Source organism: Enterococcus sp. AMC1252 (genome assembly GCF_058216515.1).
Genome location: NZ_CM177097.1, coordinates 771,478 through 786,328, shown reverse-complemented (window position 1 = coordinate 786,328; position 14,851 = coordinate 771,478). Strand labels below are relative to the sequence as shown.

Below are 14,851 nucleotides of genomic sequence, written 5' to 3'. Positions count from 1 at the left end.
CCTCCTTATTCCATCGGTAGTTTCAAAGTTAGTATGTCGGCTGCTTGATTTGCATTATGGAGCCGTAACAGTTGATGGCCGATCCCGGCTAAACCTGTAAATAAACCATATTTGGGAATTGTCGGCAGCCCTTCAAATGTATAGTTTTCTTCAAGCATTTTCTGATATGCTTTCTTTCTTTTTCCTTCAATAGCTTCTTTTTGTTGTTTAGTCGCCCAAGTCGTTTTTCCATATTCGATCAAGAACTCTAAATCACCAAAATTACCATGACATAAACAATCATCTCTTTTTTCTTGTTTGATTAAACGCTCCGCTGCAATTTGAACTTCTTCAGGTAATCGTGAATCTTCAAATCCGTTACTTAATAAATCTAAATAAGCTAAACCAATTCCAGTAGAACCATAACACCACAAATCATTGACCATTGGAGGAATTGGACGCAAATCTAACCATCCTTTTTGAGCAGGGTCAAAAGTTGTTCTTTCATTTACTAAACATTCTTTGATCAATAGTGTGACCTCGGAATCTTTTTCAACTTTCAAAAGACTGTTGGCGGCATGGATCAGCCCTGAATAGCCGTGAGCAAACCCTCCTTGAGTGATTTTTGCAAGATCAGTATCTAAAAGCAACTTCTTAGCAAATGCAAAATAACTCTCTTTGTTTGTTAATTGATATAAATGAACAAATACTTTAACGATCGATGCCGTACCGCCATTCCAATCATAGCTTTCAATGGTTTCTTTCTGATATCTTTCCATATACCGCATTGCAATTGACTCCGCTGCGTTAATCAACTTAGAATCATTATTATATTTATAGGTATAAAGTAATGGATAAACTGCAGCAAAGGAACCATAAAAAGCTGAAACACTGTCCACATAATCTTCTTCAAGTTTCAAGACTAATGCTTCTGCTAATTCGTATGGCTGCTGAAATTTTTTATCTTTCGTAATATGATATAACTCGCTAAAGTACAAGTACATTCCGCTAATTCCGTCATAAAAATTTTCATTCATAACATTGACCACATAATTGTCTGGTGATGTTTCTTCAATATCTTTCCACGCAATTGATTCTACACCTAAAAATGCAGCTTCAAGAACTGTTTCACCAATAGCTACTGCTCCATCTAGAAAGTTGACTTGAGGAACTTGTTCTTTGAGCGGAACTATTTTTTCCTGTAAATCTGTAGAATGATACAAGCCAAATGATGTTTTTAGATAATCTAGCTGTTGCTCTTCTTCCGTTTTGGAATATTCCTTTAGTCGCAAGATTTCAAGATCAATCGCTTTTTCTGGGTACATATTTTTGATGATTTCACCTTGACTAGCTATTAAATTTTTTGTATTTGTCGGATTAAAGAAAATCGGCACATCGTGTTGTAGCATATCGCGCACTTCATAAGGAACTGGCTTTGAATTTGAATAGCCATGCATCCACAAATTTTCGAATAGTTTCTCACGCTCGATATAATCGACCATACAACTAGGATGAGTTGAATAATCCAATAAGTCTCCATAGCTTTGCGTTGTTTTAATCACATTGCGGACTAAGTAATCTGAAAACGTCTTTTCTGCTAAATGCGCCAATGTTTCTCTATTGTTCATCGCAAATGCTGAAAATTCTTTAAATCCCTCAATGATCGTTTCGATATAAGGTACAAAATCAACTTTTTCACCTTTGAACAAAGGAATATTTTCAGCTGCGTCTGTGATATGTTCTTGATACATAAACTGCATATTGACTGAATCAAAATTAATGAGTTTCAAGACTTTATAAGGTAATTTTTGTTCTCCACCACTAAGCGCACTCAATTGAATTCCCTTTGACGTTCCTTCAACATCCGCTTCCGCCCGCTCTTCAAATAAATAAATTGGAACTAAGCCGCTCATTACTACGGATTCACCATTTTCTTGCATGACTTTCACGATTGCATTTTCACTATCCGGCATTGGAAAATGATTTTGAATGATTGTTTCAAGATCGATCAGAACTGGGTATTTCCCGAAAGCAAGTACATTTTCCAAATGGAAATCGTTTCCATTCAATAAATAAACTAATGCTACAGTTTGTCCAAATTGACGATAATAATGAGTAAGCTCATCTTGTGATAAACATTCAGAATACACTAAACATTCTTCAAAAGTATATTTTTCTTTCACTATTTTTGTGGTTAAATAAAAATTAAATGCGGTCTCCATTTCATTGATTTTCTGAACAAATTGATCAAAACGCTCACCAATCATTAAGTTCTTTGGTTTAAAAACAACATTGATTTCGTTACTGAATGTTAGGATCGCTACTGATTTCCCTTGGTCATGAGAATCTCCTGCTCCCATTTTTAAGCCGCTTAATGACATTGGTTTTTCTACTTGAAAAACTTGGTTCAGCTCTGTTTCACTTTCAGCTAGTGCTTGCAATAACTCTCGAAAGTTGACAAGTTGAAAATCGATTGTCTCAGCGTAAAGCCTAGTTAATACTGGATAATGATTAAAAAAATCAAGCAATTTTTCACGTGTATTAAAACGAGCGATCAAGTATTGTTTGAATCCTTCCTTTTCATTTAATGACTCTGAAAAAGACAGCTTCTCTTTTTCTACATGTAAATCATATACAAATGTACGTAATCCTATGTCCATAAAACGATTGATCACTTCGCCAACAAAATTTTCCATAGCCGTTGGTTGAATCTGTAATGTTGGAAAATCCGCTACTATTTGTTGTAGTTCTTTTTCAAAATAATCAATATGCAAACGTAACGCGTACGTAAAATTGGCTTTTTCTTCATCAAAAACATCTTCGGATAAATAGTCTTCTTGTGAGAATATCATTTTTGTGGTTTGCATCCATTGTTCCTTAGAAACAGCTGTAAAAATATATTCTTTTTCATCTGTAGTTAATTCTTTTATTGCTAAACCAAAGTCCTCCTCCGTCAACGCTAATGACTCTAAGATTTCTTTAAATCGTTCATCTGTCACAGTAGTAGGGCGCTTACGCCACTTTTTATAATTTTCAATTTGCCCTTTAGGAAAAATCATATTATTGTTTTTATAATATTCTTGTAGAATTTCGTATCGTTGGCGAATAGATGTGCTTTTAGCAAGGTTTTTTAGACTCATGTCAAACTCCTTTTGTTCTTTTATTTATGTAAAATTTCTTAGGTTAAAAACAAGTGCTAGACAAGTTTCCTATCAAGAGGAACTCGTCTAGCAACTTGATTATTTTAAATTACCATCCGCAACATCTTGAAGAGCAGCAGCTATAGCTACATCTTGTAGAGTAACAGCTACTTGATGATGATGATGATGAAGACCAACTCCATCCAAAGAAGCTCCCTTGAACTTTATTCATTTCTTCCGGTGTTAATTCTTCAAAAGATTTTCCAACTTTTTTCTCAGCTTGTTTGTTCATAGTGTGTTTTCCTCCTAAATGATTAATATTTTGAGATAATAAATGTGCACTTTTATTATCATTTATTTAAAATAAATTACTATTAAAGCAATCTATCTTAAAACATTTTTTCTTCCCTACCTCAGCTTAAATAGTTAGCCTGATAATAGTGAATTTGTTGGGTTCGATTTTAAATTTGGTCGGTGTAGCTCCCGTTGAATACCCTCTTACCATAGGCTCAATTTCATACTCTCCTGGTGCCAAGTAAATACTGATTTGGCCAAAGGTATTAGAAACTACCGTTGTTTCAAATGCCGTACCTTGCGTACAAGTGATATTATATTCCAACCCTTTTAGCACCTGTTTTGTATCATTACTTGAAAGGTAGACTAGAGCACGTCCTTGTTCTTGTTTAGGTTTATTGTAAAAAACTGATTCTGCAATTTCTTCTGCAACAATATTTTTAGTTTGCACTGGAGCATCAAGATCATAACCATCTGGGGCTTTTGTTTCCGTGATCGTCACTTCTCCTGCTGGTAAATCTGGAAAGAACAATTCACCTTGTATATCTGTGACTCCACTATGACTATTTCCAGCTGAATCAATTACTTCAAACTCAGCATTTGATAAAACAGTGTCTGTTTCATAGCCGTCATCATCTTTTGCATATTTTGTGATTTTCAAACCACCTAAGTTTTCTTTTTTGATATTCGCATGCCTAACTTCAGCTATTTTTCCTGATTCAACGGTTACTTCATAAAATGTTGAATCTTGTTCATAACCAGGAGGTGCTTCAATTTCGATTACATAGTATTTTCCTGGTTCTAACTCATCTAAAAGAATTTCTCCCTTAGCGTCTGTCGTATACGTTCCTAAGAGTTGATTGTTATTATCATAAATTTCAAACACTGCATCTTTTAAATAAACTGTTGGATCAGACTCTTTAACATATTTGATGATTTTTAAAGCACCTGTCGTAGGTACTTCTATTTTTTTATTGATTACATCAATGGAGGCTTTACCATCTGGATCTGCTTTAGATAATGTAATAAATTTTGGTGTTGTATCTAATTCATAACCTTCTGGTGCTTTTGTTTCGATCACTTTATATATGCCGTATGGTAAATCACTTAATTGACCGATTCCATTTGCACTTGTTGTGATTTTGCCAACTAGCTGATCCGTTGCATTATATACATCAAATTCAGCTCCTGCTAAAACAGTTCCTGTTTCATCTTTTTTCACTACTTCGAGATTTCCTGTTGTTTTTTCTTTTTTATTCTCAACAGTCACACTGATCACACCATTTGGATCATCTTTGGACACTGTGATTGATTTTGGTGTTGCATCTAATTCATAACCTGCTGGTGCTTTCGTTTCAATAAGCTGATACTTACCAAATGGTAGATTTTTCAGCGTCCCAACTCCGTTAGCATCCGTTTTAATAGTACCGACAACCTTATTATTTGCATCGCGAACCTCAAATTCAGCTCCTGCTAATGCTTTTCCTGTCTCATCTTTTTTGATGACTTCAAGGGCTCCAGTTGTGATTTTTTTCTTGTTTATTACAGTAATCGTTGCTTTGCCATTTGGATCTGTTTTAGATAGTGTGACATATTTTGGTGTCGCATCTAATTCATAGCCCTCTGGTGCTATATATTCAACTACTGTATATCTGCCATATGGTAAATCCTTCACAACAGCGATTCCATTAGCGTTTGTTGTAACTTGTCCAACAAGGGTGTTATTGCCCCCTAACACTATAAATTCGGCTCCCGCTAAAACTTTACCATTTTCATCTTTTTTGATTATTTCTAGTTCACCAGTCGTAATTAGTTTTTTATTCATTACGCTAATCGTCGCTACTCCTGTGGAAGAAACAGTAACGTATCTCGGTGTTGTATCTAGTTGATAACCATCTGGTGCTTTAACTTCGATCAACTTGTAGGTTCCATATGGAAGATTTCCCAATGTTGCTATTCCACTGGCATTTGTTGTAATCCTGCCCATAAATTGATTATTTGAATTATAAACATCAAACACTGCTCCGGATAGAGCTTGGTTACTTTCATTAGTTTTAATGACTTTAAGACTACCTTTTTGACTTGGCAGTGGTATATTACATTTCTTTAAACAAACAAGCTGCCCTGGTAAGAAAAGTGTAAAGTAAGTTGGGCTTGTTTCTAATTGATAGCCCGTTGGTGCTTTCGTTTCACGAATTGAATAAGAACCAAGAGGCAATGTTCTTGTTTCAGCAATACCGTTATAGTTTGTTTGAATCACTTGAACTGCACGGTTAAAACTATTATATATAGTAAATTGTGCACCAGATAATTTCGCTTTCGTGTGATCATCATATTTGACTACCTGAACGCCCCCACGTAATACTGGAGCGAAAAATCTAGGTGTTACTTTTTGTGGTGTAAAGAAACTCCTCTGCGTTGATGATAAGTAATCATTTGATAGTGAATTTTCTGGTTGATTAGTCGTCACTGACGTCGTTGACCAAGAACCACTGATTTGAGTAGCTGCTTCAGCTTGCTTTCCACCTAATACGCTGATAGTGATTAAAATTAAAACGAGTGAATAAAATAAATAGCTAATTTTCTGTTTCATACAATAAAACTCCCCCAACAAATTTAATTTTTGAAATTTCTAAATGCTACGTTTAGTACGTAATAAACCAAATAAATAATTTGACCATACGGCTCAACTCCTCTCTTTTCCAAATAAATCCAAAAACAATTCGAATTAATTTAAAATTCTTTTCATTATCTACTAGTTATTTAATGTTTTTGCTATAATAACATAAGTATTACAAAATTTTTCACTAGGTAAATTATTTTATACCACTAGAGAGGAGAACTATTTTTGAAAGATTATGGAACTTTAATAAAGCAAATTCGGCAAGGAAAAGGGCTCAGTCAAAAAGATATCTATGATGGGATCATGACTAGACAAACCTATTATTTAATTGAAACAAATGTCAGCATGCCTTCTTTTGATAAATTTTTAAAAATACTAGAAAAACTTTGTATTTCTGTTGAAGAGTTTCTTGAGTTACTCGATCCTGAGACGTATCCAACAATCAATCATTTATATCATCAATTAAGCCAAGCTGTTTTTAAAAAAGATCAACAAGTATTGGATTCTATAATCAAAAAATCTCATCAAATTTATACAACGACCAACAATAAAAAGTACTTCCATTTAAACTTGATCACACAAGCAATGACTTATGCAAATAACGGAAAAATTGTACCTGATGACCTTAATACTTCGAAAAAGTTAATGCAACCAATCAAACAATATTTGATTGGTATCGATAAATGGTATCTTTATGAGTTAAAGTTGTTAAATAATTCCTTGTACTGTTTTGACTTGTCAGAGGCTATCGCTTTAGGAACTTTGGTTGGAAAAAAGATTGATACGCTTAGTAGTATGGAACAATACCAAGAAATCAAATTGAGAATCTATTTAAACCTTTCCTCTTTATGCTTAAATTACCAACATTATGAAAAAACTTTATTTTTTTCTGCATTGGCAATAGAAAATGCTCAAACTGACTATCGTCTATTTGAAATGATTATTGCCAATTTAAATTATGAGATTGCTCAAGTAGCCATAAAAAAACAGCCAGTGAATTCTCAAATCACTCATTATCTTGCTATTTTAAAAAGTTTAAATTATCAAACAACCGTAAAAGAATACAAAAATTTCCTGAAAAACAACGTAATTTATTAATATTTATTTGTTTTTTTATTTATTTACAACTAATAACCAAAGTTATTTATTTTGTAATCCCAACTATAAGGTCTAGGTGAAGTAATGGATTCCCCACTATTCTCTTTCCCCAAATCAGACGTGATGAACATCGTTACCCAATACTCATGATCTATTTGATAATCCAACACGGCTTCATTGGACTTTATCAAAGCTGTTGTGTTACTCGATAAATGCGTTTGGTTTAAGTTTTTATTTGTTGTCGTTGCAATAAAACCAAAGAATTTATAATATTCTGGTATTAAATCGGTAACTTTTAGTTCTTTTTGCTGTTTTGCTAATACTATTTCATATTTAGTAAAAAGCTCTGCTGAGACTTCTGTTGAAGTATCCTTTGTGGTGCTTTCAGAAATTAAATTCAATTTTTGGTGTGTGTTATCAACAACCGCTTGGTAGAATCCCTTTGAAGGAATAACCAACTCTGAATTTGGGGTGAGCACACTTTGCCTAATATTCAAAAGAACAGTTTTCTTTTCTGATATTTTTTTGTTTGTAACAACTATTTGTTGATGTGCATACGTATTAGAATCTGCTACGAATTTAAAATGAGCTTTAGTGCTTGCTGTTGTTAGACCGTTAATATCAATTAGTGTTTCATATTTTTGGTCTGCTTTTAAACGTTCTTCCACAAAGTAATCTTGATCAGCTTTCCACGGATGAACTACTTTTTTAATATTGTTTGAATGAAGTGAAAAGTGATCATTTACAGTATATTGATCTTTGCCATAGTTAAAATCAAATAATTCAGTCCTATCATCTATTTCTTCTCCATGTTCATTGTGTAATTTTTTTTGTAAGCTGACGATAATTGGTTTGACTTTTGGTACAACAAATTCGGTGTGTTTCATCGTATCGTTGTAATCTTTATAAACAATCGTTGTCTTCCCGTTTGTTGCTGCTAATCCATTAGTATCGATAATATTTGGCTTTAATATTTCATTTTCAGCATTTACCCGATACTTAATTTCAGCAAACATAACATCTTCATCCGGATCATTAGAAACTGGTTTTTTTAGAGCGCCAACATTCCAATTAATCGTAGGTCTTCCCAGCACATTTTTAATTTCAGTAGTCCCTTGAGTAGCAGTGACACTTCCATCCATTTCAAAACCTAGACCCATTGGATCAACGACAAAGCCTGATTTAATGGCTCCAACGATTTCCCCTGCGATTCCGCTAAGAATATCCTCCAAGTTATCGGCCGTTGCTGAAAAACTTTTATCTTCAGAAGAAGCAATTTCTTTCATCGTTTGATTTCCAGTTACTACTTCATCATCTTGTGAGGTAGAATCCATATCCACACCGATTGTATAAAAATCATCCACCAAGTGTTCACCATTTGGTAGTTTCTCATTTTTTGTAATCGTGGCTTCTGCTATTGCACTGTGCGCATGATTAGCCATTAATCGATTTTTCGAGTTTGACGGCATTTGTTCATATTCAGGATAAAAAGCACCGATACGGTATTTAGCACCGTTTCCATAATAATTCCCGCCATCCTTATTGATATAACTATAATTAAAATTTTCTTTTGGAATAGTCTTAACACTTTCGTAATAGTCATACCCATTGTTTAAATAATCAAATTTCTTCATAGCTACTAGCTGATTGTAAGGGGCAGTTGGTGGATAGCTATATGTTGGTACCCCATCGGAAATTAAGACGATTTTCCTTTTTTCTCCATTCGCTTGAGCCATCACTTCTGTTGCAGATTTAATACTGGCTTGCGTAAAGGTTCCCCCATTTCGTACTGGCTCTAACCCTCTTATTTTGTCGATCAATAATTGTTTATGTTTTGAATCTACAAACTGATTGCTCCAACCACCTTCATTAAAGGTATAATTCGTTACTACTGTGTTGTATGTAACCAGGGCAATTCTATTCACATAATCTTTTCGTAAAACTAACTCTACAAACTTTTCAGCAGCCACTTTTGATTTGGCCATTCGATTATTTTCATTCATACTCCAAGATGTATCCACAATTAAAACAATATCTGTTGGCGGTGGTGGAAATTGATTTCGCCCTTCAATTCGCAGTGTTATGTCCCACTGATTGACCATACCTATCACCGGTTCTGCCGTTTTATTTAGACTCAATTGTCCAGGTTTCAATACTGTTTTTTTTGCAGCTTTAACAGGGGCGTTCGTGTACAATAACGAAGTTTGTACAATATAAACAGACCCAAACAAGCACAAAACAAGCATGATCCATCTTAAAAATTTTAATTGCATTTTTTTCTTCAAAACGGCATCTCCTTCCAATCCAAAATAGGTGTAAACTACTCATTGACTGTCTGTATTTTTAACAGATCATCTATTTGTAAAAGAGGCTGAATAGTCGGTGTTTTTCCATTCCACCAAGCATCTCTGTATGCAAATTTAGTTGCGCTGATTCCTTCTGCTTTGATTTCAAAGGACAATATCGCACCTTTATATTGATCTGTGATATGTGCCTGATTCATTTTTACTTTAGTAAATAAATTAGTTGTACTCTCATTTTTTTTAAGTTTTTGCTTATAATAAAAATAACCATCTTTGCCATCGATCCAATCCGTTAAATTGTAATCAATGCTTAAAACAGGATCTGGTTCTTCAGCTGTTGCTGGTAGTAGTGTAATTGAATCATTTGGCTGCTTCTTTGTAATAATCGGCAGTGCCAGTACTCGTATAAAACTTTCTTGTTCTCCAGTATTTTTTATAGCTACTTTTTTCGAATAGTCTTTTTCTGGTTCAAATGATGTTGGCGGATCGAACTCTTCTACTATGGATGTTTGAAAATTGCCTACTCCAAATTCATTCTGTTTTTGATCCCAATCAGTTAATGCTGCATACGTTTGATACAATCCAAATGAAAGACTAACAAGCGCTACTAAAAAACTAGTAAATAAACAAAGTTGTTTAATACTTAAATATTTTTTGGAACCCTGCTTTTTTTTCACCCACTATCCACCCCCTTTAGTCACTTAACCGATCATGATACAAATCGTATAGCTCTCCAGAACTCCCAATATTCCAAGTACTTAAAAGTACTTTTGTTCCATCATGCGCATCCATCACTGGGTTTAATTGATACAGAGCACTCTTGAATTTGTTGGGTGCCCCTGCACTTAATTGAACATTTTTCATGACTGGCTTACTTATTTCGCCAGGTTGGAGCAGTTCAGAATAATAAAAATAACCATTTTTATATAGCCAGTAATCTCTCGTCCCTGTTAGCGGTTTTGAATTGTAGACATTTTCTGGAAAGAGTAATTCAAACCAACGTAATTCTGTTTTTTTTCTATTACTGTCTTTAAACTTATACATCTCCGTTCCAGTAAGTATGTTCGGAACGATCGCTTTTTCTGTAATCAAGTTCTTTCCTTCATGTAAGTAGGTTCCACCTGCATTGACTGCTGGCTGCCATGATTCTGTGTGTTTTTTGTCAACTATTGGTAACACCTCATGTGGAGAAACGGCTAAATTACCATTACCGGTTTGATCTGTGGTATCTATTTTGAATGTCAATAAATACTCATATAAACTAACTCGGACAAACGCGGGGATGTTTCCTGTATTTTTGACTTGTATGACTTTTTTTGTTGTTACCGCTGGCTGCCACTCAAATTCTGGTTCAAATTCTTCTATGATTTCAGCTGACAACCTTGAACCAACAAAGTGATTAACCTCGCTGTCTTCTGAGACAAACCAAGCATATGTACTTCCTAGAACCATCAAACCAGAAAAGAGAAAGGTACAACTCGCAATGATCAGTTTGATGTTTATTTGTGCCGTTTTCTGTTTTCTTCGTTTGTTTCTTTTTAAGGATTTTTTTTTATCCTTTTTCATGCTGTACCGCCTCCCATCATTTGATCGTTCTAAGAAACACAACATGTATTTTTCTGTTTACTGCTGCTTTCGTTTGCGTCTCATTGGTTTTTTTTCCTGTTTTTTATGTTTGATAATCAATAAAGAAACCAATATCAAAAACAACCCTATACATGAAAAAAGTAATGCGTTGCGCCATTCTTCACCTGTACTCGGAAATTTCATCCTATTTATTAACCGTTCTAAAAATGGTTTTCCTGGTTCATCTGGATCAAATGTATCCGGTAAAGTTGTTTTTACTGCTTTAAAATGCCAGATATTTTCTACCACATTCTTTTTAAAAAAATCTCTATTGGTATACATTTTTCCATCTAATTCAAAATGGGCTTCCAACATTCTGGTATCGCCGCCTTTGAATATACCTAGGTTTAAAGGGATTGATTTGTCTTGAAGATTTAGCGTTTTATTTATACCAGATAAAGGACCTTTGTATACTTCTTCCCCCTCATAGAGCAAGGTCATTTGGATTGCTTGAGATAGGTCTAATGAACCCTCGATGACCGTTGGTTTACTTACATTCATTGTTAAATGATAGGGAATATCTTTTTCAATATTGATGATGGTGATTTTTGTAGACCATTTTTTCCCTGGCGCTACATCTCTAATATCAACAAGGTATTGTCCATCATTTTTTATTTTAATCCCTTGATCATCACCAGCTACTATTCCAGGAGGAAGATCCGATTCAGAATGTACTTCAACAGGTTTTAAGGCAAGTGCTAGACTGATCAATAAGAATAATCCTGCCAGCAACCACATTTTCCCCCTGTCTCTTCTTTTCATCCTTCTTCCTCCTCAAAATAGATAGCTATTTCTAATTATTTAGCAGGGACTAATGCTTTCAAAGCCGCTGCTAAAGAATCATTGACGCCGGCTGGCAACCAATCATCAACAGCATCTTTATAAGCTGCAATTCCTTGACCGTTTACAGTTAGATCATAGATTAATTTACTATATTCATTACCTGCTGATCCCAATAATTTAACTGCATCCATCAATTGTGTTGTATTCATCCCTGGGTTTAGAACACTTGTGTAATAAAAGTAGCCATCAGCTGCATTGAAATACCATTTGTCAGCAACTTTGGGATCTGTCGTAATATTATTGAATGAAATTTGAATATTTCCTAACCCAGTTGCTGCGGGTGTATTCCAAATCAACGTTCCATCTGGTGTAAACGTTGGTGCATAAACTGGTGCTGTCGTCCATTCTTTTTCGTCAGCTGCTCTGTATTCTAGTGAGACATAGTTAAGCGTTGGCGTACCTGATTTTACTTTGATTTGATTTGTTGCATTACGAACAAACCCATCAATACCGCTGGCATAATACAATACGCCGCCTTTTTCAAAAGCATAACGATAGGTATAAGTTGTTTTTGTGCCAACTGTTTCAGCTTTTTCTTTGACTTTCAAGGTATACGTTCCAGCAAAATCACCTGCTGCTACAGTTATTTTTGGTGCACCAGTAGTGTCAAAAGTAGAGTCTGTGAAGCCTGCCGGAGCATCTGTTCCTGGTAATAAATAAACATTCTTACTTGTTTTTCCTTCAAGTTCAGCACCCGTAGTTGGCTTTGCTTGGTGGTCATTCAAAAGTTGCAGTGATTCGGCTAAAGAAACACGGATTAAAGTTTTGTATTTACCGATATTGGCAATCGCCACATCTTTATTTACTTCTGAACCTGGATCCCATTCGGTTGGTGGTTCAAATGTTTCCACCACTTCAATGTCTTTTCCAGTTGCAATTTGCCCTTCAAAGTGGTTGGTTTTTTGATCTTCGCTGGCAAACCAAGCAAACGTTGCCGCAGCAAGCGCAGCAAGTGCAAAACCGCTTGCTAATGCAAGGACTTTTTTCTTTCTGTTTTTATTCATTTCTCAAGTTCCTCCCAAATTCTTTTTATTATTAACTTTTTAACGATGGTGATGAAATTTATTATTTTCCCCTTATTAAAAAGCAAATACCTTTATTTATTTAAGATGTAATATCGGATAATCGTGATAAATCCAAAAACTGAAATCAAAAAAACAATCGAAATAATTAGGTTTTCACGTACAAAATTTAGAAAGACTCCCACTTTAGGAACGACTATAATTTTTTTCCCAACTACTTGTTTTTCATTAACGGGAACATCTTCTGCTAAGTTAGCATCCCCTTGTGTGATATAATAGGTACCTTTTGTTTCACCTAAGTGGTCTAGCTTTTCTTTGACTCTATGGGTCAAAAATGCTTGACTTGTAATACTTGGTCGAAACGTGATAATATCCCCCACTTCAGCCGCATTACCAGCAATGTTTTTTACAATAATGACGTCCCCAGAATGAAAACCGCCCTTTTGAGCTTTAGGATCTCTCGGTACCATTGAATCAGTTAACACACCAAAAAAACGATAACCTAAAATACTCTTATCTGTATTTTTAGTCGTTGCAAACATAATCGATCCAACAATCATAAATAGAATGAAACCATAAAATATCACATTGAATACTGATGTATATAAAGGATTTTTCCTCTTATGGTATTTAGCAGGCTGCTTTTTTTTAGACATTGGGCGTTGCTTTTTTTTCCTATTTTTAGAATTGGATTTATTATTGGCCGCCTTAGCTGTTGGTCTTGAACGATTTGCTATTTTTTTTTCGTTTACTTCATATTTTGATGTTGATTTTCTGCTCCTTTTTCTTTTATTTGGCTGTTGCTTCTTGCTTCGTTCTTCCACCATTTTTTGAACCCTCACTTTGCCTTGAACTTACCATAAACAATATCCTTCCATTTATAAGAACCAAGAAAACAACTAGTGTTTCAGCATTTTTTTGAAATTTGATTCAAGAAAAAAGACTACTCATCTAAAAAAAAGACGTCTTTTAAAGTGTCCAAAAAACTAATGATATTGAGAAAATCAACTAAAACGCAAAAAAAAAATACGCTTGAACGGATAAATCCATTCATAGCGTATTTCCAAGCGATTTTCTCTACAAAAAAATACAGGTGTTTCAGCTCTATAAAAATCATTAGTTTATTATAGAGAAAACACAATGTCAATAGCATTCTAATAATATTTTTTACTCTTTGTATTATCATTCTTAAAAGGGGGTGATTCAGATGATACAAGACGTTCCACTCAGTTATCAATAATTTAAAGACAAAACACAGTTCTTTTCACTAAGAACAATTCAACTATTAAAAGTATTAGAGGTGTTTATTAATGGCAGTTATCGGTTATATGCGTGTCAGCACGCACCAACAAAAATTTGATTCTCAACAAAAAGCTCTTGAACGATATGGGGTAGATTTTATTTACAAAGAGCGTGAAAGCGGCAGAAAATCATCCAGAAGTGAATTGAATAAAGTGTTATCCTCTCTAAAATCAGGTGATACTCTCGTTATTTTTAAGCTCGATCGCTTATCTAGAGGAACAAAACAGCTGTTGAACTTGCTCGAGGAGTTTGAACGAAGAAATATTCATTTCGTCAGCATCCAAAATAACATAGATACAACGACCGCAATGGGTCGCTTCTTTTTTACAGTTATGGGTGCGTTTGCCGAAATGGAGGCTGAATTGATTCGTGAAAGAGTGATCGCAGGTCTTGAAGCTGCTAGAGAAAATGGCAAGCAGTTAGGGCGACCACCACGTACAAAAGAGGTGAGCAAAGCCTTAAAGCTTTATGCTAATACGGATCTATCCGTTCCTGAAATTGCAAAAAAATGTAATGTATCCGTCCCAACAATCTATAATCATATCAGAAAACAAAACACACTCAGAAACGTGAACTAAAAATCTCACACAGTATTTACACATAAAAAACTAAGAACACTTA

The 14,851-nt window shown here is 34.6% G+C and carries 11 protein-coding genes; 2 read left to right on the top strand and 9 right to left on the bottom strand.

What is annotated here, in order from left to right:
- Positions 1-5: 5 nt before the first annotated feature.
- From lanM to AC4BB5_RS03575, 3 genes are all read right to left on the bottom strand, one after another.
- Positions 6-3,119, bottom strand: coding sequence for a type 2 lanthipeptide synthetase LanM (gene lanM, locus AC4BB5_RS03585; RefSeq protein WP_490458038.1), 3,114 nt, complete (start codon positions 3,117-3,119; stop codon positions 6-8).
- A gap of 109 nt (positions 3,120-3,228) precedes the next feature.
- Positions 3,229-3,411 carry a serine-rich class II lanthipeptide gene (locus tag AC4BB5_RS03580; RefSeq protein WP_490458037.1) on the bottom strand — a complete coding sequence of 61 codons (183 nt, stop codon included), beginning with the start codon at positions 3,409-3,411 and terminating at the stop codon, positions 3,229-3,231.
- A gap of 126 nt (positions 3,412-3,537) precedes the next feature.
- Positions 3,538-6,006, bottom strand: a complete 2,469-nt coding sequence (locus AC4BB5_RS03575; RefSeq protein WP_490458036.1) for a SpaA isopeptide-forming pilin-related protein — start codon at positions 6,004-6,006, stop codon at positions 3,538-3,540.
- Positions 6,007-6,261: 255 nt separating this feature from the next.
- Here AC4BB5_RS03575 and AC4BB5_RS03570 point away from each other — a divergent pair, with 255 nt between their 5' ends.
- Positions 6,262-7,134 carry a helix-turn-helix domain-containing protein gene (locus AC4BB5_RS03570; protein WP_490458035.1) on the top strand — a complete coding sequence of 291 codons (873 nt, stop codon included), beginning with the start codon at positions 6,262-6,264 and terminating at the stop codon, positions 7,132-7,134.
- Between the two features lie 29 nt (positions 7,135-7,163).
- Here AC4BB5_RS03570 and AC4BB5_RS03565 read toward each other — a convergent pair whose 3' ends face one another.
- The 6 genes from AC4BB5_RS03565 to AC4BB5_RS03540 form a co-directional block, all read right to left on the bottom strand.
- Complete coding sequence (locus AC4BB5_RS03565) at positions 7,164-9,419, bottom strand: vWA domain-containing protein (RefSeq protein ID WP_490458034.1); 2,256 nt, start codon at positions 9,417-9,419, stop codon at positions 7,164-7,166.
- Positions 9,420-9,454: 35 nt separating this feature from the next.
- Positions 9,455-10,114, bottom strand: coding sequence for a hypothetical protein (locus tag AC4BB5_RS03560; RefSeq protein WP_490458033.1), 660 nt, complete (start codon positions 10,112-10,114; stop codon positions 9,455-9,457).
- Positions 10,115-10,130: 16 nt separating this feature from the next.
- On the bottom strand, positions 10,131-11,003 hold the full coding sequence (locus AC4BB5_RS03555) for a BsaA family SipW-dependent biofilm matrix protein (RefSeq protein ID WP_490458032.1): 873 nt from the start codon (positions 11,001-11,003) through the stop codon (positions 10,131-10,133).
- A 57-nt stretch (positions 11,004-11,060) separates the two neighbouring features.
- A complete protein-coding gene (locus AC4BB5_RS03550; protein WP_490458031.1) occupies positions 11,061-11,825 on the bottom strand; it encodes a hypothetical protein in 765 nt (254 codons plus the stop codon).
- 35 nt (positions 11,826-11,860) lie between these two features.
- Entirely contained in the window at positions 11,861-12,910 is a 1,050-nt protein-coding gene (locus AC4BB5_RS03545) for a BsaA family SipW-dependent biofilm matrix protein (protein WP_490458030.1), read from the bottom strand.
- Between the two features lie 92 nt (positions 12,911-13,002).
- On the bottom strand, positions 13,003-13,755 hold the full coding sequence (locus tag AC4BB5_RS03540; protein ID WP_490458029.1) for a signal peptidase I: 753 nt from the start codon (positions 13,753-13,755) through the stop codon (positions 13,003-13,005).
- Positions 13,756-14,238: 483 nt separating this feature from the next.
- On the opposite strand from AC4BB5_RS03540, the gene AC4BB5_RS03535 reads away from it, so the two are divergent.
- Positions 14,239-14,808: a recombinase family protein gene (locus AC4BB5_RS03535; protein WP_490458028.1), complete on the top strand. Its 570-nt coding sequence runs from the start codon at positions 14,239-14,241 to the stop codon at positions 14,806-14,808.
- The last annotated feature ends 43 nt before the right edge of the window (positions 14,809-14,851 follow it).